Annotated in this window: 18 protein-coding genes and 1 riboswitch; of the genes, 8 read left to right on the top strand and 10 right to left on the bottom strand. The window is 66.4% G+C overall.

Annotated features, from left to right (window positions below):
- Positions 1-22: 22 nt before the first annotated feature.
- Positions 23-652 carry a flavin reductase family protein gene (locus GOPIP_RS00205; protein ID WP_210739043.1) on the bottom strand — a complete coding sequence of 210 codons (630 nt, stop codon included), beginning with the start codon at positions 650-652 and terminating at the stop codon, positions 23-25.
- 80 nt (positions 653-732) lie between these two features.
- Here GOPIP_RS00205 and GOPIP_RS00200 point away from each other — a divergent pair, with 80 nt between their 5' ends.
- The 7 genes from GOPIP_RS00200 (at position 733) to GOPIP_RS29830 (ending at position 7,678) form a co-directional block, all read left to right on the top strand.
- A complete protein-coding gene (locus GOPIP_RS00200) occupies positions 733-1,683 on the top strand; it encodes an AraC family transcriptional regulator (RefSeq protein ID WP_006367458.1) in 951 nt (316 codons plus the stop codon).
- 61 nt (positions 1,684-1,744) lie between these two features.
- Positions 1,745-2,278, top strand: a complete 534-nt coding sequence (locus GOPIP_RS00195) for a Uma2 family endonuclease (RefSeq protein WP_006367457.1) — start codon at positions 1,745-1,747, stop codon at positions 2,276-2,278.
- A 128-nt stretch (positions 2,279-2,406) separates the two neighbouring features.
- The gene (locus GOPIP_RS00190) at positions 2,407-3,921 is read left to right on the top strand and encodes a SulP family inorganic anion transporter (RefSeq protein WP_006367456.1); all 1,515 of its coding nucleotides are present in this window, start codon (positions 2,407-2,409) and stop codon (positions 3,919-3,921) included.
- 361 nt (positions 3,922-4,282) lie between these two features.
- The gene (locus GOPIP_RS00185; RefSeq protein WP_006367455.1) at positions 4,283-5,236 is read left to right on the top strand and encodes a LysR family transcriptional regulator; all 954 of its coding nucleotides are present in this window, start codon (positions 4,283-4,285) and stop codon (positions 5,234-5,236) included.
- Between the two features lie 228 nt (positions 5,237-5,464).
- Positions 5,465-6,436 carry a putative oxygenase MesX gene (locus GOPIP_RS00180; RefSeq protein WP_026920212.1) on the top strand — a complete coding sequence of 324 codons (972 nt, stop codon included), beginning with the start codon at positions 5,465-5,467 and terminating at the stop codon, positions 6,434-6,436.
- Between the two features lie 26 nt (positions 6,437-6,462).
- Positions 6,463-7,488 (top strand): methionine synthase, encoded by a 1,026-nt coding sequence (locus GOPIP_RS00175; RefSeq protein WP_006367453.1) that lies wholly within the window; start codon positions 6,463-6,465, stop codon positions 7,486-7,488.
- Positions 7,418-7,678 carry a DJ-1/PfpI family protein gene (locus GOPIP_RS29830; RefSeq protein WP_079929290.1) on the top strand — a complete coding sequence of 87 codons (261 nt, stop codon included), beginning with the start codon at positions 7,418-7,420 and terminating at the stop codon, positions 7,676-7,678. Before GOPIP_RS00175 ends, GOPIP_RS29830 begins: the two co-directional genes overlap by 71 nt.
- A gap of 9 nt (positions 7,679-7,687) precedes the next feature.
- On the opposite strand, the gene metE is transcribed toward GOPIP_RS29830, so the two are convergent.
- From metE to GOPIP_RS00155, 4 genes are all read right to left on the bottom strand, one after another.
- A complete protein-coding gene (gene metE / locus GOPIP_RS00170) occupies positions 7,688-9,976 on the bottom strand; it encodes a 5-methyltetrahydropteroyltriglutamate--homocysteine S-methyltransferase (protein ID WP_006367452.1) in 2,289 nt (762 codons plus the stop codon).
- A 155-nt stretch (positions 9,977-10,131) separates the two neighbouring features.
- Positions 10,132-10,342: riboswitch (cobalamin riboswitch) on the bottom strand.
- Positions 10,343-10,417: 75 nt separating this feature from the next.
- Positions 10,418-10,744: a hydroxyisourate hydrolase gene (gene uraH / locus GOPIP_RS00165; protein WP_006367451.1), complete on the bottom strand. Its 327-nt coding sequence runs from the start codon at positions 10,742-10,744 to the stop codon at positions 10,418-10,420.
- 36 nt (positions 10,745-10,780) lie between these two features.
- Entirely contained in the window at positions 10,781-11,302 is a 522-nt protein-coding gene (uraD, locus tag GOPIP_RS00160; RefSeq protein ID WP_006367450.1) for a 2-oxo-4-hydroxy-4-carboxy-5-ureidoimidazoline decarboxylase, read from the bottom strand.
- Between the two features lie 10 nt (positions 11,303-11,312).
- Positions 11,313-13,301: a solute carrier family 23 protein gene (locus tag GOPIP_RS00155; RefSeq protein WP_006367449.1), complete on the bottom strand. Its 1,989-nt coding sequence runs from the start codon at positions 13,299-13,301 to the stop codon at positions 11,313-11,315.
- 213 nt (positions 13,302-13,514) lie between these two features.
- Between GOPIP_RS00155 and GOPIP_RS00150 the strand changes: the two genes are divergently transcribed.
- On the top strand, positions 13,515-14,075 hold the full coding sequence (locus GOPIP_RS00150) for a nucleotidyltransferase family protein (RefSeq protein WP_006367448.1): 561 nt from the start codon (positions 13,515-13,517) through the stop codon (positions 14,073-14,075).
- Between the two features lie 5 nt (positions 14,076-14,080).
- On the opposite strand, the gene GOPIP_RS00145 is transcribed toward GOPIP_RS00150, so the two are convergent.
- The 5 genes from GOPIP_RS00145 to GOPIP_RS00125 form a co-directional block, all read right to left on the bottom strand.
- Positions 14,081-14,482: a hypothetical protein gene (locus tag GOPIP_RS00145; RefSeq protein WP_006367447.1), complete on the bottom strand. Its 402-nt coding sequence runs from the start codon at positions 14,480-14,482 to the stop codon at positions 14,081-14,083.
- 13 nt (positions 14,483-14,495) lie between these two features.
- Positions 14,496-16,289, bottom strand: a complete 1,794-nt coding sequence (locus GOPIP_RS00140) for an acetyl/propionyl/methylcrotonyl-CoA carboxylase subunit alpha (RefSeq protein ID WP_006367446.1) — start codon at positions 16,287-16,289, stop codon at positions 14,496-14,498.
- A gap of 215 nt (positions 16,290-16,504) precedes the next feature.
- Positions 16,505-17,998, bottom strand: a complete 1,494-nt coding sequence (locus tag GOPIP_RS00135) for a condensation domain-containing protein (RefSeq protein WP_006367445.1) — start codon at positions 17,996-17,998, stop codon at positions 16,505-16,507.
- A complete protein-coding gene (locus tag GOPIP_RS00130; RefSeq protein WP_006367444.1) occupies positions 17,995-18,450 on the bottom strand; it encodes a SufE family protein in 456 nt (151 codons plus the stop codon). The genes GOPIP_RS00135 and GOPIP_RS00130 overlap by 4 nt, the downstream gene beginning before the upstream one ends.
- A gap of 28 nt (positions 18,451-18,478) precedes the next feature.
- Entirely contained in the window at positions 18,479-19,375 is an 897-nt protein-coding gene (locus GOPIP_RS00125) for a sulfurtransferase (protein WP_006367443.1), read from the bottom strand.
- Positions 19,376-19,457 lie beyond the last annotated feature (82 nt).

Genomic DNA, 19,457 nt, shown 5'->3' with positions numbered 1-19,457 from the left:
ATGGGTCGAAAACCGTGATGAATCAGGCGGATGCGGTGGTGTGCTCGGGATCGTCGGTGTGGGCCAGGTGAAATGGGGTGAACGTGGTCGTCGAGTCGAACCAGCCCGAGTGCGGGTCGTCGGCGCACAGCGTCCACAGCGAATTCACGCTCGGCTCACCGAGATCATGAAAAGTGCTGCGGTAGTACAGCAGTGGGGGCTTCCCCGAGGTATGGGCATCGACGATCTCGCCGATGTAGATGATGTGGTCGCCGCCGTCGTAGCTGCGCCACGGCACGCAGCTGAGTACCGCGGCGCTGCCGGACAGGATGGGGGCCGTCGGGCCGTCGACCCAGGTGGGGCCGGGTTGCGCCGGACGCCCGGCGAAGTGCATCGCGATGTCGAGCTGGTCGGCGGCCATGATGTTGACCGCGAACGGCGCATCGGTCAAGTAGTTGCACGCCTTGGACTTTCGCGTCAACGTCACCTGACACAGGCGCGGTTCGAGGGACACCGCGGTGAAGGCCGTGACCGTTGCACCGTGCGGCTCGCCGTCGGAATTCGCACACGTGATGACGGTGACGCCACTCGCGAACTGGCCGAAGACATTCTGTAGGGCTTTGCGTTCCACGTGACCTCTCCTTTCGATGAGGCAAGATGTGAGGTAGAACATAAGGCGACGGCCGCGGTGTCCACGATCCGCTGAACGCGATGACGATCCACATTGCGCGGCGAAGTCGTGAGGAGTGTCCGATGAGCCAGATCGAGCGGCTTCGCATCCCGGGGGATCCCGAGTGGGAAGCGGCGTCGGCGGCGGTGTCCGACGCGTATTTCCCGCATGAATTGAGTCCACGGGACGCGGGTGGGAACGCACTCGACGTTGACGTCGCGGTCACCGTGCTCGGACCGTTGCGTATCGCGCGGATCGGGTGGGGAGCCGAGGTGGCCATTCATTCCGACCATCCCGGCGCCTACGGCATCAACGTGCCGCTCGGAGGGGTCCTGGAAACCAGCGTCGCCGGGACCTCGGTGGTTTCCACGAGTGGTCTCGCGACGATCAACCCGCCCGACACGCCCGCCGAGATCACCCGCTGGTCGAGTACCTGCACGATCGTCGGGGTCAAGATCGACCGTGACTTCCTGCAGCGCGAGGCCTGCCGGGTGACCGGGCGTCCGGACACGACGATCCCCGAACAGCTCGACCTGCACTCGCCGGAGGGGGCGAGCTGGTTCCGGCTGGTCCGGTCGATCGCCGGCCAACCCGCCGACGACCCGCTGCTGGCGAACCCGCTTATCGCCGAGCAACTCGCCGGCTCGTTGACCGACGCCTTCTTGTTGGCCGCGGTTCCCGACGACCCGGCCGAGCACACCCGCCCGCAACCGCGGATCGTCACCCGGGTGCTCGATGCGATGCGGGCCGATCCGGCTCGGCCGTGGACGGCGGCCGACATGGCGGAGGTGGCCGGGATCAGCGTGCGCCGCCTGCAGGAGGGGTTTCGTGACTACGTCGGCAAATCGCCGCGAGAATGCCTCACCGACATCCGATTACACCGTGTGCACGACGAATTGTGTTGCGAGGACGCGGATTCGGTGACCACCGTCGCGATGCGCTGGGGATTCACCCACACCGGCCGGTTCGCGTCGGCATTCCGCAAGAGGTACGGCGTGGCACCGTCCGATATCGCCCGCACGCGCGGGCGGTAGTTACCAGCCGAGGTCGGTCGTTCAGGACGCCGGGGCGCCGCATCGTCGTACCATGTGAGGCATGACCGCTGCACACGCCCAGCTCGGCTTGATGTCGCTGGATCAGTGGCGTGCGTTGCCCGAGGAACCCGAGTACCGGGTCGAACTCCAGGAGGGCGTGCGCATCGTGTCGCCACGACCGACGAAGGCACGCGCGCGCGCCGTCTTCCGGCTGTGTGCCCAGGTCGACGAGGCGCTTCCGACTGGTTGGGAAGCGCTCCCGGAGGTCGAGGTGGTCATCGATCCTGCGACGCCGGCCACGGTCCGAGTCCCCGATATCGTCGTGTGTCGTAGCGATGCACCCGAACCTCTGGTCGCGGCGGACGTGGCGATCGCCATCGACATCGTGTCGCCAGGCTCTGGACGGACTGATCACGTCACCAAGCGCAGCGAGTACGCCGATGCCGGGATTGCCCACTACTGGATCGTCGACCTGGGGCGGCCGACCACGCTCACCCCACTCACCCTCACCGACCACGGCTACTCCGGCGTTCCGGTGACCGGGCATCACACGTCGACCACGCCCTTTCCCCTGACCATCTCGCTCACCTTCTGACGTCGAATCACGAGCGTGCGAGCCGCTCCACACTCTCCGGTAAGGTGTGCCGGGTTGCGTGCCACCTGGTGATCCCGCGGTGACACCGGATGTCCATGTCCCGGCGCGCCGGAACGGAGTCCGAGCACATGTCCCCGCACGTGTCACTGTCCACGACGACCTCGCCCGCGCACGACCGGTCGGTATGGGCGGCCTTGCGTTCACCGCGACGGCTGCGCACCGAGGTTCTGGCCGGGCTGGTGGTTGCGCTCGCGCTCATCCCGGAGGCGATCTCGTTCTCGATCATCGCCGGTGTCGATCCGCGCGTCGGTCTGTTCGCCTCGTTCACCATGGCGGTCACGATCGCGATCGTCGGCGGCCGCCCGGCGATGATCTCCGCGGCCACCGGTGCGGTGGCCCTCGTCGTGGCACCACTGGTGAAAAGCCATGGGCTGCACTACCTCATCGCCGCCGTCATCCTGGCCGGGGTGTTCCAGCTCATCCTCGGCGGCCTCGGCGTCGCCCGGCTGATGCGGTTCATTCCGCGCAGCGTCATGGTGGGATTCGTCAACGCGCTGGCCATCTTGATCTTCGCTGCCCAGTTGCCCCATCTGATCGGCGTGCCGTGGCTGGTGTATCCGCTTGTCGCCGTGGGTGTTCTGATCATCGTCGGGTTGCCGAGACTGACGAGCGTCATCCCGGCGCCGCTCGTCGCGATCGTGGCGCTGACCGCGGTGACGCTCGCGGTCGGCTGGTCGGTGCCCGATGTCGGCGACGAGGGCAAACTGCCCGAGCACCTACCCTCACTGGTCCTGCCGGACGTGCCACTGACCTGGCACACGTTGTCGGTGATCGCGCCGTACGCGTTCACCATGGCGCTGGTCGGGTTGCTCGAATCGTTGATGACCGCGAAATTCGTCGACGACCTCACCGACACCCACTCCAACAAGTCACGCGAGGCGATGGGGCAGGGCGTGGCGAACGTGGTCACCGGATTCTTCGGCGGCATGGGCGGCTGCGCGATGATCGGACAGACCATGATCAACGTCAAGGGTTCCGGTGCGCGCACCCGGATCTCGACCTTTCTCGCCGGTGTCTTCCTGCTGATCCTGGTCGTCGGTCTCGGCGATATCGTCGCGCTGATCCCGATGGCCGCACTCGTCGCCGTGATGATCATGGTGTCGGTCGGCACCATGGACTGGCACAGCATCAACCCGACGACGTTGCGGCGCATGCCCAAGAGCGAAACCGCGGTCATGCTCGTCACCGTCGCCGTCACGGTGGCCACGCACAACCTGGCCTACGGCGTCGTCGTCGGTGTGCTCACCGCGATGGTGCTCTTCGCGCGACGGGTCGCCCACGTCACTGAGGTCGTCGTGGTGGATCACCCGGATCCCGAAACGCGCGTCTATCAGGTGCGCGGAGAACTCTTCTTCGCGTCCAGCAACGACCTGGTCTACCAGTTCGATTACGCGGACGACCCGACGACCGTGATCATCGACATGAGCGAATCGCATATCTGGGATGCGTCCACCGTTGCGGCACTCGACGCGATCGTCACCAAGTACGCGGCAAAGGGTAAGAGCGCCACCATCATCGGGCTGAACCCCGACAGCGCCGAGCGGCTCGAGCGCCTCAGCGGGCACCTCGCGGGCGCCCACTGAGGCAGGCAAGCAGGGCGCGGGGAGCTCACTGGTGTCTCCTTGTGGTGTGGTCTGCCGGGGTGGCGGACGTCGAAGGGCTGGGGACCGGGCGAGGGTGGGGTGTCCGCCCCGTAGGGGCGGGCGTCGCCGGAGGCCAATTGTGCTGCGAGCGTGGCGAGTACAGGTTGCAGGACACGCGCAGCCGCCCGGTGTGGGTGGACGCCTCGGGCCCTCGGTCGGTCACCATCGGTCGACGTGCGCGCGTAGAAGGCGAGTGGGCTGCTGACCAGATGAGGAATTGAGGCGCCGAAGTGAACCGTCCTGGGTCTGGTGGAGACCGTGTGGACTTCGGATCTCCACGGCGGTTCGTTAGTCTTCTGGTATGGCACGGCACGCCGCAGGAGCGCTGCGTGGAATCACGCTGCAGCAGTTGCGCTACTTCGTGGAGGTGGCAGCGGAGGGATCGATCAGTGCCGCGGCGGACGTGCTCTATGTGGCTCAACCGACCATGTCCGCCGCGCTCAAGGACCTCGAAAGCCGGCTCGAACGTTCACTGTTCGTCCGCTCGAACCGGGGAGTCACCCTCACCGACGACGGGGCGGAGTTCCTCAGCTACGCGCGCCAGGTCGTCGAGCAAGCGGAACTACTGGAACAGCGGTACCTCGGGCGCGGCCCCTCGCGCCGACTCCTCGCCGTTTCCACTCAGCACTACTCCTTCGTCGTCGACGCCTTTGCTCGTATGGTGAAAGCCTCTGAGGCTGCCGAATACGCGTTCAGTCTTCGCGAGACCCGGACTTGGGACATCATCGAAGATGTCCGCACTCTGCGAAGTGAAGTCGGCGTGCTCTATCGCAACGGTTTCAACGCAAACGTGATCAACAAGCTGCTCCGCGAAGCGGGGCTGACCTTTACGCCGCTGTTCTTCACGACACCGCACATTTTCATCGCCCGCACGAACCACCTCGCAGGCAAGAAGAGTGTCACGCTGAAGGATCTCGACGACCTCCCGCGGCTCACGTTCGACCAGGGCGGGAACAACTCGTTCTATCTCGCCGAAGAGATCCTCTCCACGCGTTCATCCAAGCAAGACATCCGAGTGAGCGACCGAGCAACCATCTTCAACCTGATGATCGGTCTCGGCGGGTACACCATCTCGACCGGCATCATCTCCGACGATCTGGATCCGTCGATAGTCGCTGTTCCGCTCGAGGTGGACGAGCGCATCGAGATCGGCTGGATCGGACATGCCTCGGTCTCGTTGACCGCCCAGGCCGAGCGATTCGTGGCGGAGATGCGCGATGTGGTATCGAGTTTCGGAGTCGATCTGCTGGCATAGCTGATTCCTATCCCCAGGTATCGTGAAGTGTAATTAGGCTATGGAGAGGCGCCTGCATACACTGCTGTCAACGCCGCTTCGGGCCACCGGCTCCCGAGTGCCATCGGTCGCGCCGATGGGCCCTCGACCATGGGAAGTCAGATCGAAGTGCTGCGTAACTCAGGCAGTGAATCGTGCGATGGCGACCGTCGTTGAGCGCGGTGCAAGTGAATGGGGCATCTGATCACCATGACAAACGAATGTGTCTTCAGCATCGGTACGACGCGCTTCGACGAGGGCTACACCCCGTCGAGCAGCTCACGTGGAACGACGAACTTCGCGAATCTCGCACGCGGCGACGACCGTGAGCAGAATCTTCGCAACGCCGTGACGATGATGAACACCCGGGTCAATGAACTGCTCCACTGGGACAATCCGCGCGGTGACCGCTACGAACTCGAACTCGACATCGTCTCGGTGGACCTACATCTCGCCTCGGTAGGGGACGACGCCGCATTTCCGGTGATCGAGGTGCTCGACGTGGACATCGTCGAGACCGCCACGGGGACCCGTACCAAGGGCATCGTCGGAAACAACTTCTCCTCCTACATTCGCGACTACGACTTCAGCGTTCGGCTCCCCGGACACCAGGCGACGGGTGTCCCCAGCGACTTCGGCGATCTGCACGGGCAGGTCTTTCAGCGCTTCCTCGAATCGGACGAGTACCGCCAACGGTTCTCCCAGCCGCCGGTCATCTGCATCAGCGTCTCGACGTCGCGGACCTACACCCGCCTCACGAACCACCACCCGATTCTGGGGGTGGAGTATGTGTCGGACGCGCTGTCGCTCACCGATGAGTACTTTGGCAAGATGGGGCTCACGGTCCGCTACTTCATGCCTCCGGGTTCCGTTGCCCCGCTGGCCTTCTACCACCGCGGCGACCTACTCAACGACTACTCGTTCATCGCGCTTGCGGGAACGGTCGCGACGATGGAGACGTTCCAGAAGATCTACCGTCCCGAGATCTACAGCGCGAACACAGCGGCGGCACAGGTGTACCGGCCGAGTCTCGACTACGGCAACTACTCACTCCCGCAGGTGACTTACGACCGGGTCGAACGCACCCAGCTCGCGGCCACCCAGGGAAAATTCACCGAGGTGAGGCTCATGAAACCGTACGGCGATGTCCTTGCGCGTTGGGCGACAAAGCAATCGGCCTGATCGGCGCGAGAACTGAGGTATCCGAGATGAATGAACTCCTGCCCGCCACGATCGTCGGCAGCCTGCCCAAGCCCGCGTGGCTCTCCGAGCCGGAGAAGCTCTGGTCCCCGTGGAAGTTACACGACGACGAACTGCGGCAGGGGAAGCTCGACGCCCAGACACTCGCGGCACACGATCAGAGTCGAGCCGGGCTCGACATCATCAGCGATGGTGAACAGACACGTCAGCACTTCGTGACCACGTTCATCGAGCACCTCAGTGGCGTCGATTTCGACCGCCGTGAGACCGTGCGCATTCGTGACCGCTATGACGCGAGTGTCCCGACGGTTGTCGGCGCGGTGAGTCGCGAAGAGTCGGTCTTCGCAGAGGATGCGAAGCGTCTTCGGGTCGAAACCGATCAGCCGATCAAATGGGCCCTCCCCGGCCCGATGACAATGATCGACACCCTCTACGACGACCACTACCGGAGCCGCGAGCAGCTCGCGTGGGAGTTCGCAACCATCCTGAACCAAGAAGCAAAGGACTTGCAGGCGGCCGGCGTCGACATCATCCAGATCGACGAGCCCGCATTCAACGTGTTCTTCGACGAACTCAAGGACTGGGGTATCGCGGCACTCGAGCGGGCCACCGAAGGACTGAGCTGCCGAACCGCCGTCCACATCTGTTACGGCTACGGCATCAAGGCCAACACCGACTGGAAGGCAACGCTGGGGCCCGAATGGCGCCAGTACGAAGAGTCGTTCCCACTATTGCAACAATCATCGATCGACATCGTGTCCCTGGAGAGCCACAACTCGCGGGTTCCTGTCGAGGTGATCGAACTACTCCGTGGCAAGACGGTCATGCTGGGAGCGATCGACGTGGCCAGCGACACCATCGAGACGCCGGCGGAAGTGGCAGCGACACTGCGCAAAGCACTCCCCTTCGTCGACAAGGACAAGCTCTACGCCAGCGGGAACTGCGGCATGGCACCGCTCGCACGTGGTGTCGCACGGCAGAAGATGGTCGCGCTCGCCCAGGGCGCCGCCATTCTTCGCAAAGAGCTCTCCTAACCTCGGGCGTTCCGCGCAGTACGTGACCAGCGTCTGCACGGGATCGATCGCACTCGCCGCCGCGGGACTCCTCGACGGCCGACAAGCGACCTCACACTGGTCGGTGCGAGATCTGCCGACCGACCACGGAGCGAACCCGGGGTCGCACACCCGGGTCCTCCCGACCGGCCTCCGCAATCGGCTCAGCTGACTGTCCGGCTCAGTTGGCCAGTGCGCGTGCCGCTTTGGCCGCAGAGACCAGATTCGTCAGCGCCGCGGTCACCTCGGTGGTGCCGCGAGTCTTCAGACCGCAGTCCGGATTCACCCACAGGCGCTGCGGCCCGACGGCATCGAGCGCCGCGCGCAACGACGATTCGATCTCGGTGACGTCGGGGACACGCGGTGAGTGGATGTCGTACACACCCGGCCCGACGCCGTTGGCGAATCCGATGGCGTTGAGGTCGTCGAGGACCTCCATGCTCGACCGTGCCGCCTCGATCGAGGTGACATCGGCGTCGAGTTCGGCGATCGCACCGATGACCTCGCCGAACTCCGAGTAGCACAGATGGGTGTGGACCTGCGTGGCGTCGGCGACGCCCGAGGTGGCCAGCCGGAATGCCCGGACCGCCCAGTCGAGGTACGCGGGCTTGTCGGCGTCCCGCAGCGGGAGCAGCTCACGCAGGGCCGGCTCGTCGACCTGGATGATGCCGATGCCGATCCGCTCGAGATCGATCGTCTCGTCCCGGATCGCGAGGGCGATCTGGTCGGCCGAGTCGGACAGGGGTTGATCGTCACGCACGAATGACCACGCGAGGATCGTGACGGGCCCGGTGAGCATGCCCTTGACCGGCTTGCCGGTCAGCGATTGGGCGTAGGCGATCCAGTCGACGGTCATCGGCGCCGGGCGGGAGACGTCGCCGAACAGAATCGGCGGACGCACGCACCGGGTCCCGTAGGACTGCACCCAGGCATGGGCGGTGGCGAAGAAGCCGTCGAGTTGCTCGGCGAAATACTGCACCATGTCGTTGCGCTCCGGCTCGCCGTGGACGAGTACATCGAGTCCGATCTCCTCTTGCAGCGCAACCACATCGGCGATTTCTGCCTGCATCCGACGGACGTACTCGGCGTCATCGATCTCACCGGAGCGCAGCGCGGCGCGGGCCAGCCGGATCGCCGAGGTCTGCGGATAGGAGCCGATCGTCGTGGTGGGCAACGGCGGGAGATTCAGTCGCTCGGATTGCGCAGCCGAGCGGGTCGCGGCATCGCCTCGCTTGCGGTCGGCGTCGGTGATGGCGGCCAGACGCTCACGCACGGCCGGGTTGTGCACTCGCGGATCGGATTCGCGGGTGGCCAACGCGGCGGCGGCGGCGTCGAACGCGTCGGCCTGGGACTCCCGACCGTGGCGCAACGCCTCGGACAGGATCGCGACCTCGCGGTACTTCTCCGCGGCAAAGGCCAGCCAACCGCGCAGGTTGTCGTCGAGCCCGGTTTCGGGTTCGACGGAATACGGCACGTGCAGCGTCGAACACGAGGTGGACACCGCCAACGACCCCGCCGACCCGAGCAGGGTGCCCAGGGTGGCCAGGGCTTTCTCGAGATCGGTACGCCAGATGTTGCGCCCATTGACCACGCCGGCCACGACGAGCATGTCGGCCAGTTCGGGTACGTCGGCCACCGACTCGAGGGAGCCCTCGATCACATCGACGGCCACCGCCTCGATGCCGGTGCGCGCAAGGGCTCGCACACTGTCCCGGGCGTCGCCGAAGTACGTGGCGACACAGAGTGCCGGTCGCGAGCTCGCTTGCGCGAGGGTCGAGTACACCGAGCCGGCCAGCGCGGGGAGGCGCTCTGCGGCATCGGTGACCAGGATCGGTTCGTCGATCTGTACCCACTCGACTCCGGTGTCGGCCAGGCGGGCCAACAGATCCAGATACAGCGGCAGCAACTCGTTGAGGCGATCGAGCGGGGAGCCACCGCCTGCGGTGTCATGAGCGGATTTCGACAACGCCAGAAAGGTGATCGGCCCGATGACGACCGGACGTGCGCTCACACCGGCGGCCTGCGCCTCGGCCACCTCCGCGAGCACCTTCTCCGGGTGCAGGGAGAAGGCTGTCGCGTCGCCGATCTCGGGCACGAGGTAGTGGTAGTTGGTGTCGAACCACTTGGTCATCTCCAGCGGCGTGACGTCGGCGGTGCCGCGGGCCGCTGCGAAGTAGCGGTCGAGGGGATCGGTGATGTGTGCGACCCGCTCGGGCAGGGCGCCGAGCAGCACGGCGGTGTCGAGCATCTGATCGTAATAGGAGAAGGTGTTGACCGGGATCGAGTCGAGGCCGGCCGCCGCCAGCGTCGCGATGGTGTCGCGCCGCAGCCCGGCGGCCACGGTCTCGAGGCCGGCGGCGTCGATGCGCCCGGCCCAGTAGCTCTCGATCGCGCGCTTGAGCTCACGGTGTGGCCCGATGCGTGGTGTGCCGAGTACGGTGGCGGAAAACGGGGTCGTCCGTTGGGACATGGGTGGTGCACTCCTGCAATGGTTTCCGACGGTCCGTCGCCGTTGCAGGGCGTGCCGAAGGGGGACGCCGGAGGGAACGTGCACGGCATCCGCGCATCACCTGGCACTCGCTTCGACCTGCGCCCATTCCACGAGGCGACGAGCCACCGGCCGCGGCGCGGCCGGTACAGCAGGCAGGTCTTCGGACTCGTCGGCGGGCGACCATCAGGTCGCGGTCCTAGTGGCCGTCGCTTCCCGGACGCGTGCGTCCAGTGCTCGATGACGGCGGTCGTTCCGACATACCGCTGCGGGACAGTTCCGGATTCGCACCGGATTCCCTCTTACGACGCCGGACCCGGACGCGGGGCCTCCATGACATCGGAGGCCACGACGGACGGGGCGGCGAACCAACTGCACCGCCGAGCATAGAGGATGCCCCCGGATATCGGTGTGCGCGCCCGGTCAGCTACCGCGATAGGTGGAGTACGAGTACGGGCTCAGCAGCAGCGGGACGTGGTGATGCCGTTCGGGATCGTCGACGGTGAAGCAGATGTCGACCTCCGGGTAGAACCCCCGGATGTCGTTGTCGGCGAACCACTCTCCGGTGTCGAACACCAGATGGTAGATGCCGGGCACGAGTGGGTCGGTGTTCACCTGCGCGATGCGACCGTCGGAATCGGTGACGCCGGAGGCGACTTCGCCGCCCGCGGCATCCTGTAGGGATACGCCGACGCCCACCGCGGGTGCGCCGGAGACCGCGTCGAGGACATGGGTGGACAGACCGGTCATCTCGGTGGCTCGCTCCTCGTGGGTCGCCTGCGGTGCTCAGTCGTCAACATACTGGATCGCCGGGGTGAGCATGCGCTGCAGTCGGCTTCGGTTGATCTTGGCCAACTCCATCCGTAATACCCGGCGCTCGGTCGCCGGGTCGTTGCGCATGCGTTCCTTGAGGATGGCCAGCAACTCTGCCGCGGGCCGCCCGTTGGCGAAGACGAGGTACACGTGTCCGAACTTCTCCTCGTAGGTCTTGTTGAGCTCCTTGAGTTCGGCCAACACCAGCGGATCGGCGCCGGTCACCCCGGACTGCTCACGGGTGGAGGACGCGTTGTCCGGGCGGTCGCCGATGCGGGGATGACCGGCGAGGGCCTCGTCGAGGTCGGCGTCGGTGAGCTCGGCCAGGATGAGATCGGCATAGGAGAGCAGTGCCTCGTCGTCGGAGAACGGTCGGGCCCTGGCCACACGCAGCGCCCAGATCGACGAGCTACAACATTCGTAGAGCGTGCCGATGGCCTGCCGTTCGGTCAGCTCGTTGAAACTGGGCAACCCTCGCCAGTCGACTCGTCGCACGCCGATCAGCCTAGGAGAGTTCGGGCTGACGGCCGAATCGCACCGACGTCAGCGGGTTGGCGTCGGCAACCAGATCGTCGAAGCGATGGTTGACGATCTTGGCGATCTCGATGAGCGCGAACGACTTCTCGGAGGTTTCCGAGTTGTCCATGCGGGACCAGCCGTTGCGCAGCACGCGGTCGTAGCGTTCGGTCTCACGGGCGCAGATCACCAACGGGAACCCGAAGTGCTCCCGATAGGCGGCAGCGAGATTCACGACGTTCTCGTGCTCGGTCTCCTCGAGGTGCGACAGACCCTTGTGGTCGACCGCGATCAGCTCGCCGGTTTCCTCGTCCTCGGCGCCGAGGTCGGGGAAGGCCCGGATCAGGTCGAGCTGCTGGGTGTCGCTGCCGGTCAGCATCGCCTCCTGGAAGGCGCTGCGCAGATCGTGTACGTCGTCGAAAGGCCGCTGCTCCCAAGCTCTGTCGAGAACCCAGTCGACGCCCTGCACAACCTCGCCGAAGGTCTCGCGGAACTTCTCCTTGCTCATGGTGTTCACCTCGTCGAGCGTGATCGAACCGCCTCCGGCGACGGCCGGTCCCTTGCTGCCGATGTGGAAGAACAGGATGTTCATCAGGATGGCGGTGATCGCGCCCATGGTGATGCCGGTGGAGAAGGGGATCTGCAGGATGCCCGGCACGGCGATGTCGACGCCGGGCAGTTCCGGGACCTTCACCTCCGCGCCCTTGTCCAGGATGGTCGTCGGAGCCGACGACTGTGAGAACTGGACGTAGAGGGCCACGGCGATGGAGGTCGCGGCGATCGACAGGTTGCGGTGGTCGGTGAAGTCGACGGTCGTCAGCGTCTGGATGCCGACGATGGCGACCGTCGCGAACATGATGAGTGCGGCGCCGCCGAGAACCGGGGAGGGAATCGACCCGACGATGTTCGCGGTCTTGGGCAGGACGCCCAGGATGATCATGATGCCGCCGGCGCAGGCGACGACGAACCGGCTCTTGACCCCGGTCATCCGGACCAGGCCGACATTCTCGGAGAACGCCGTGTACGGGAACGAGTTGAAGCTGCCGCCGATGATGGTGGCGATGCCGTCGGCGCGGACGGTGGCGGCGATGTCCTCCTTGCGGATGCGTTTGCCGACGATCTCTCCGGTCGCGAAGACCGAGCCCGTCGATTCCACCGCGGTCACCATGAGCACCACGATCAGTGACACGATCGCGATGAGATCGAATCGGGGCCATCCGAAGGCGAACGGCGGGGTGAAGCCGACCCAGCTCGCCTCGGCGACCCGGTCGAAGTGGGCGTCGCCGAAACACCATGCGACGAAGGTCATGACGCCGAGGCCGAGCAGGATCGAGATGGTCGCCCAGAAGCCTCGGAAGAATCGCTGCATCAGCACGATCAGCGCGATGGTGCAGATGCAGTAGACAACCCACCGGCCGTTCCCGGCGTCGTGCGCGCCGGTGGCGCTGTTGGGGTCGGTGACCGCGTCGCCCGCACCGACCGGGATCAGGCTGATGCCGATGATCGTGATGACGGTGCCGGTGACCACCGGTGGGAAGAAGCGGATCAGTTTGGCGAAGAACGGTGCGATCAGGAAGGTGAACACGCCGGCCGAGATCACCGCGCCGTACACCGTCAGCAGGCCGACCCGACCGCCACCGTGATCGTTGGCGATCTTGATGACAGGAGCGAGCGTCGCGAAGGTGATGCCCTGCAGCAGTGGTAGGCGGACGCCGATCTTCCAGATGCCGACCGCCTGCAGCAGCGAGGCGATGCCGCAGGTGAACAGGTCGGCGGTGATGAGCATGGTGAGTGCCTGATCGTCGAGCCCGATGGCGTTCGCGATCAGCAGCGGGACGAGGACGGCTCCGGCGTAGAAGGCGACCACGTGCTGGAACCCGAGGGTGACGAGTTTGCCGAACGGTGGCACCTGATCGACCGGGTGAACGCGCTTGCGGCGTCCCTGTGGGGCGGCGGCCGGAGCCGAATCCGTGGCCATCGACATACTCCTCGTGACGGTGAGATCATGGCTGCCGGTGGGCCGACGGCATAGCGCACGTCAGGCCCACCGGCAGCTAAATAGTGGACCCCCACAACCGATTCGGCGACCGCGAGATCGTATATTGCGGCGGGGTAAATCGGGCATGGCCGACACCGGGACCTCGTTGGTTCGCCCGGCCGACTACAGCGGTGGGCGGGTGTATGGAGCCGAGTGGCGGAGGTGGATGCGATGGTGGTGGGAGCGGTGCTCGCCGCCGGATCCGGCCGGCGGTACGGAAAGCCGAAAATACTTGCCGAACAAGGTCTTTGGCTCGACAACGCTGTGCATGCACTGAGTGAGGGAGGGTGCCGGGAGGTGGTCGTCGCGATGGGTGCGGCGATCGTCACGCCGCCGAGTGGGGCGAAGGCGATTGTCGTCGAGGACTGGGTCGTCGGTCTGTCGGCAAGCGTGCGCGCGGTGCTGTGCGCGCCGGTGGTTCGCGAGGATTCGGGCGGTGTGGTTTTACATGTTGTTGACATGCCCGATGTCACCGCGGCAGTGGTTTCCCGGATCGTGAAAACCGCGGCGGGCGCACCGGGGAAGATCGTGCGCGCGGTCTACCACGGCCGGCCGGGCCACCCGGTCCATCTCGACGCCGGTCACCTCGACGGCGTCCTCGCCTCGCTCGACGGGGACGTCGGTGCCGCACGCTATCTCCGCGCGCATCCCGAGATCGTGGAATCGGTCGAATGCGGTGATCTGGCCTCCGGCGTCGACCGGGACGAACCGTAGCGGGCTCAGGGGGTCGGAATGGCGTCGGTGATCACCCCGTCGGCGACCGGATCGTCGTCGGAGGCGAGATCATCGACGACGAGATCCAGTGCGCCGCGCGCGAATCGGGCAACCGGCCCGACTGCGGCACCCAACACCGCACGATGACCGGTGCGGCAGCGGCCGACGATCGACGCCGACCCCGCCGTCGGGAGGACGCCGATGACGGCCAGGAGTTCACCGGTGGTCGGTTCGCATACCGCCCACACGAAACCGGTGTCGTCGCGCCACGCGGCATCGGTGGCGGCGACATAGGCCGCGGGATCGGCGATCCCCAGATCGGACAACGCCGGGACGTCGGTGATCCGCTCGTCGGCACGAAGCCCACGCAGATACCACGCCCCGGCGTTGATCTCGACGGGTTCCATTCGGAGGAGGTGACTACTTCAGTTCGAGCAGCACGGTGCCCTGGGTGACGGCGGCACCCGGCTCGATGCTCAAACCGGTCACCACGCCGTCCTTGTGGGCGGTGACCGGGTTCTCCATCTTCATCGCCTCGAGAACGACGACGAGTTCGCCCGCGGCGACCGTCTGACCCTCCTCGACGGCGACCTTGACCACGGTGCCCTGCATCGGCGCGGCCACGGCGTCACCGGAGACGGCGGCGCCGCCGCCCTTCTTGCGCGAGCGGGCCTTGGGCTTACGGCGGATGACGCCGTTGGCCGAACCACCACCGCCGCCGAGGGCCAGATCGCCGGGCAGCGCGACCTCGACGCGGCGTCCGCCGACCTCGACGACCACCTTCTGGCGGGGAGTGGCCTCGTCGTCCTCGATCGGCTCGCCACCGGTGTACGGCTCGATCGGGTTCTCCCAATCGGTTTCGATCCACTTGGTGTAGACATCGAAGGTCTCCACGCCGTTGTCGTCGGTGTGCCCGATGAACGCCGGATTGCTCACGATGTGCCGGTGGAACGGCAGCACCGTGGCCAGACCCTCGACCTCGTATTCGGCGAGTGCACGGCGAGCACGCTCGAGCGCTTGCTCGCGGTTCTCGCCGACGACGATCAGCTTGGCCAGCATCGAGTCGAACTGGCCGCCGATCACATCACCTTCGACGACGCCGGAATCGACGCGGACGCCCGGCCCCGCGGGCTCACGGTACTTGGTGATCGGCCCGGGTGCGGGCAGGAAATTACGGCCCGGATCCTCGCCGTTGATCCGGAACTCGAAGGCGTGTCCGCGCGGGGTGGGGTCCTCGGAGAATTCCAGCTTCTCGCCGTTGGCGATGCGGAACTGCTGACGGACGAGGTCGATCCCCGCGGTCTCCTCGGTCACCGGGTGCTCGACCTGCAGTCGGGTGTTGACCTCGAGGAAGGAGACGAGGCCGTCGGCGCCGACGAGGAACTCCACGGTGCCTGCGCCGTAGTAGCCGGCCTCGCGGCAGATCGCCTTGGCCGATTCGTGGATCTTGGTGCGCTGTTCGTCGGTCAGGAAGGGCGCGGGGGCCTCCTCGACCAGCTTCTGGAAGCGGCGCTGCAGCGAGCAGTCGCGCGTACCGGCGACCACGACGTTGCCATGGGTGTCGGCGATGACCTGGGCCTCGACGTGGCGGGCCTTGTCGAGGTAGCGCTCGACGAAGCACTCGCCACGGCCGAAGGCGGCGACGGCCTCGCGGGTCGCCGACTCGAACAGGTGCGGGATCTCCTCGATGGTGTAGGCGACCTTCATGCCGCGACCACCACCGCCGAAGGCGGCCTTGATCGCGACCGGCACACCGTACTCCTTCGCGAAGGCTACGACCTCGTCGGCGTCCTTCACCGGATCCTTGGTGCCCGGTGCCATCGGCGCGTCGGCCTTGAGGGCGATGTGGCGTGCGGTGACCTTGTCGCCCAGATCGCGGATGGACTGCGGCGACGGGCCGATCCAGATGAGCCCGGCGTCGAGGACGGCCTGGGCGAAGTCGGCGTTCTCCGAGAGGAAGCCGTAGCCGGGGTGCACGGCGTTGGCGCCGGACTTGGCGGCCGCGTCGAGGATCTTGTCGAACACCAGATAGGACTCGGCGGAGGTCTGTCCACCGAGGGCGAAGGCCTCATCGGCGAGCTTCACGAACAGCGCGTCGGCGTCGGGCTCGGCGTAGACGGCGACACTGGGGATGCCGGCGTCACGGGCTGCGCGAATGACACGTACCGCGATCTCGCCACGATTGGCGATGAGGACCTTGCTGATAGTGGGCACTGTTGTTCTCCTGGGCCATACATCGAGGTGCACCGCGCCCCCCGGGGTGCGGCACACACGGTGTTCGTCGGCGACCGTGTGCGGCGCCGTGGGATTGAACTGCCGCTCGCGGAGGGTGGTTCCGCGGGCGACATCGCGCACACCCCCTGGAGGTTAGGGGGCGTGCTCCGGGCTTCACACTAACGCACCGAGCAATCGTTCGGTGGAGGTGGTTGTCACAACCGCGCGTTGAATGTGCTCTCGTCGGCAAGAGCGTGCACGATACCGGCGAAACCGCGGAGCAACTCGGGCACCGGCCCGTTGCGGTCGAGGGGGTCCCGGTCCGGGTGGGCGCCGTCGAATCGTGTGCCGTCGGGCCCGGCCGGCTCCTGATCGGCCGGATCGGCCGGGAAGCGGGCCGAATACCGCAATCCCGACGGGGTCCGGTTGATCCAGATGAGGACTTCCTCCGCGGAGTAGGAATGGCTGCGCAGCACCGTGGCCCGGCCCGCGTCGGCCTCGGCGGCACCCGGCGCGTACCGGGTGTCGATGAAGGAGATCACGAAGCGCGGTTCGCCACGGTAGCCGATCAGATCGGCCACTCGTAGGAAGGGCAGAGACGCGCCCTGCCGCGAGCGCTTGAGCTCGCTGGTCGCGCGGGCGACGGTCTGGTCGAAGGTCGGTGAGCCCGTCATGTCGAGCCAGAAGGGGGCGACCGCGACGTACCAGCCCAGCGAGGTCAGCCAGCGGGCCTCGTCGCGGGTGTGTCGCGGCAGGACGCACCGGAACTCGGGGTCGCCGGTCAGGCTGTGATGGACCATCGCGAACGCCGCCAGCACCCCCGCGGTCAGCGAGCCACCCGCCTCCGAACACACCGCGGTGAACTTGTTGGCGGTGGCGTCGTCGGCGATCACGCCCGACACAGACTCCTGGGGTAGCAACGGTGACTGGTCATCTGTCTCCCCGGACTCCGGGGTGGGCGCCGTGGCCATGCGCAGCGCACGCGGCATGTCGCCGGGCCCGGCCTGGAGAAAACCGTGCCAGGTGGCCACCGCCGGATGATCGGCCCCGGTCTGATCTGCCTGTCGCCGCTCGGCGGCACTGAAATCGACGTAACTGCCGACCTCGGGCAGCACGAGCTCGGTGTGATCGCGCGCCGAGCGATAGAACGCGGTCAACTCGTGCTGGGCCATGATCAGCGAATAGCCGTCGACGAGCGAATGGTCGGCGGCGAACAGCAGCGTGAACGACGACTCCCGTCCGACGGTGGCGAACATGTACGCCGGCCAGTGCAGTGGCGCGGTCGCGCGGTCGAAGGAGCCCGCGATCTGTTCGACGAGTGGCCCGGACTCGTTGTACCACCCGATGCGACCCATCTTGAGTTGGACGGTGCCCGGCGGCGTCGACAGGCGCGCCAGCCCGTCGTGCTTGATGACCACGTGGCTGCGCAGCACCTCGTGACGATCGATCCAGCGCCGCAACGCCGTTCGCAACGCCGGGATCGACAGGGGCTCGTCGAAGTGGATCTGCAGACCCAGCCACGACTCGCGCCCGCCCTCCCGCCGGGTGCGGACGCGATACTCGAAGGCCCCCCGCAGGTGTTGCTCGTGGTTGTGCGAGGTCAGCCGTGGGTCGCGATTCCAACTGCCCAGGCCGCCGGGCACATAGGGGGTCCACTCCACGAGGCCACCTGGTTCGATCGGCTCCTCGAGGATCTGGATGAACTTCATCCCGTCGGCCCGGCCGGGGCTTGCGGCCCCGTTCCGGTCTGGCGGCGGACCTGGGCCTTGATACGTCCGAGCATTCCGGCCATGCCGCGTAATCGCAACGGACTCACCGCTTTACCGAGGCCGAGGTCGTAGTAGAAGTCGCCCGGGACGTCGAGGATCGTCTGCGCCGACTCGCCGTCGAGCCCCTGATGCAGGATCGAGGCGAAACCGCGCGTCGTCGGCGCCTCGCGGGGTGCACTGAAATACAGTCGGACGGCGTCGGGATCGTGGGCATCGACCGACAAGAAGACCGGGGATTGGCACTCCGGTACCGGTTCCATCGCCTCGGTCGTCAGTTCGGCGGGCAGCTCCGGCAACTCTCCCGCGAACTCCAGGAGCAAGGTGACCTTGTCCGAATCACCCAGTGCGGCAAAGTCATCGACGATCTCGGCGAGGGACGCGGGCACGCTCATGACAGTTCGGGCCGCTCGCCGGGAGTCGTCATGCGCTCGCCGGCGGGTCGCCGGGTTCCTCGCCGACAGAGATCGGGACCCGCACCGCGTTGCCCCACTCGGTCCACGAGCCGTCGTAATTGCGGACGTGATCGAAACCGAGCAGATGGGTCAGCACGAACCAGGTGTGGCTGGAGCGCTCGCCGATGCGGCAGTAGGCGATCGTCGGGGTGTGCGGGTCGAGCCCGCCGTAGATCTCGTCGAGTTCGGCGCGACTGCGGAACCGCCCGTCCGAAGCGGCGGCCTTGGCCCACGGAATGGAGCGCGCGGTGGGGATGTGACCGCCGCGCAATGCCCCTTCTTCGGGATAGTCGGGCATGTGGGTGCGCTCGCCGGTGTACTCCTGCGGCGACCGCACGTCGATGAGCGGCTCGGTGCCCAGCGCCGCGCGCACCTGGTCGGCGAAGGCACGGATGCGGGTGTCGTCACGCTCGACGACCGGATAGTCCGACCGCGGGTACTCCGGGACATCGAAGGAGGTGTCGCGGTCCTCCGACATCCACGCGTCGCGGCCGCCGTCGAGCAACCGCACGTCCTCATGGCCGAACAGGGTGAACACCCACAGCGCGTAGGCGGCCCACCAGTTGCTCTTGTCGCCGTATATGACGATCGTGTCATCGCGTTCGATTCCCTTGCTGCGCATCAATTCTGCGAACTGCTCGCCGTTGATGTAGTCGCGGGTCACCGGATCGTTGAGATGCAGGTGCCAGTCGACCTTCTGCGCGGTGGGGATGTGGCCGATGTCGTAGAGCAGGACGTCCTCGTCGCTCTCGATGATCTTGAGCCCCTTGGTACCCAGGTGGGCCGACAGCCACTGCGTGCTGACGAGCCGTTCGGGGTGGGCGTAGCCGGCGAACTTGGGATTCGGGTCGGTCTCGACGCTCAACTGAAGAACCCCTCCCAGGGTGGTGGCTGATCAGGGCGTGTCCACACCAGACACATCCCGGAGGCCTGCGCGGTCTCCGTGG

It is taken from the genome of Gordonia polyisoprenivorans NBRC 16320 = JCM 10675, assembly GCF_000241325.1.
In the GTDB taxonomy this organism is placed as follows: domain Bacteria; phylum Actinomycetota; class Actinomycetes; order Mycobacteriales; family Mycobacteriaceae; genus Gordonia; species Gordonia polyisoprenivorans.
This window is presented reverse-complemented; position numbering and strand designations above follow the sequence as displayed.

Excerpts from the sequence above, each read along its gene's own strand:
- GOPIP_RS00205 (WP_210739043.1), bottom strand. The coding sequence starts at position 652 with ATGTTCTACCTCACATCTTGCCTCATCGAAAGGAGAGGTCACGTGGAA.
- GOPIP_RS00200 (WP_006367458.1), top strand. The coding sequence starts at position 733 with ATGAGCCAGATCGAGCGGCTTCGCATCCCGGGGGATCCCGAGTGGGAA.
- GOPIP_RS00195 (WP_006367457.1), top strand. The coding sequence starts at position 1,745 with ATGACCGCTGCACACGCCCAGCTCGGCTTGATGTCGCTGGATCAGTGG.
- GOPIP_RS00190 (WP_006367456.1), top strand. The coding sequence starts at position 2,407 with ATGTCCCCGCACGTGTCACTGTCCACGACGACCTCGCCCGCGCACGAC.
- GOPIP_RS00185 (WP_006367455.1), top strand. The coding sequence starts at position 4,283 with ATGGCACGGCACGCCGCAGGAGCGCTGCGTGGAATCACGCTGCAGCAG.
- GOPIP_RS00180 (WP_026920212.1), top strand. The coding sequence starts at position 5,465 with ATGACAAACGAATGTGTCTTCAGCATCGGTACGACGCGCTTCGACGAG.
- GOPIP_RS00175 (WP_006367453.1), top strand. The coding sequence starts at position 6,463 with ATGAATGAACTCCTGCCCGCCACGATCGTCGGCAGCCTGCCCAAGCCC.
- metE (WP_006367452.1), bottom strand. The coding sequence starts at position 9,976 with ATGTCCCAACGGACGACCCCGTTTTCCGCCACCGTACTCGGCACACCA.
- uraH (WP_006367451.1), bottom strand. The coding sequence starts at position 10,744 with ATGACCGGTCTGTCCACCCATGTCCTCGACGCGGTCTCCGGCGCACCC.
- GOPIP_RS00155 (WP_006367449.1), bottom strand. The coding sequence starts at position 13,301 with ATGGCCACGGATTCGGCTCCGGCCGCCGCCCCACAGGGACGCCGCAAG.
- GOPIP_RS00145 (WP_006367447.1), bottom strand. The coding sequence starts at position 14,482 with ATGGAACCCGTCGAGATCAACGCCGGGGCGTGGTATCTGCGTGGGCTT.
- GOPIP_RS00135 (WP_006367445.1), bottom strand. The coding sequence starts at position 17,998 with ATGAAGTTCATCCAGATCCTCGAGGAGCCGATCGAACCAGGTGGCCTC.
- GOPIP_RS00130 (WP_006367444.1), bottom strand. The coding sequence starts at position 18,450 with ATGAGCGTGCCCGCGTCCCTCGCCGAGATCGTCGATGACTTTGCCGCA.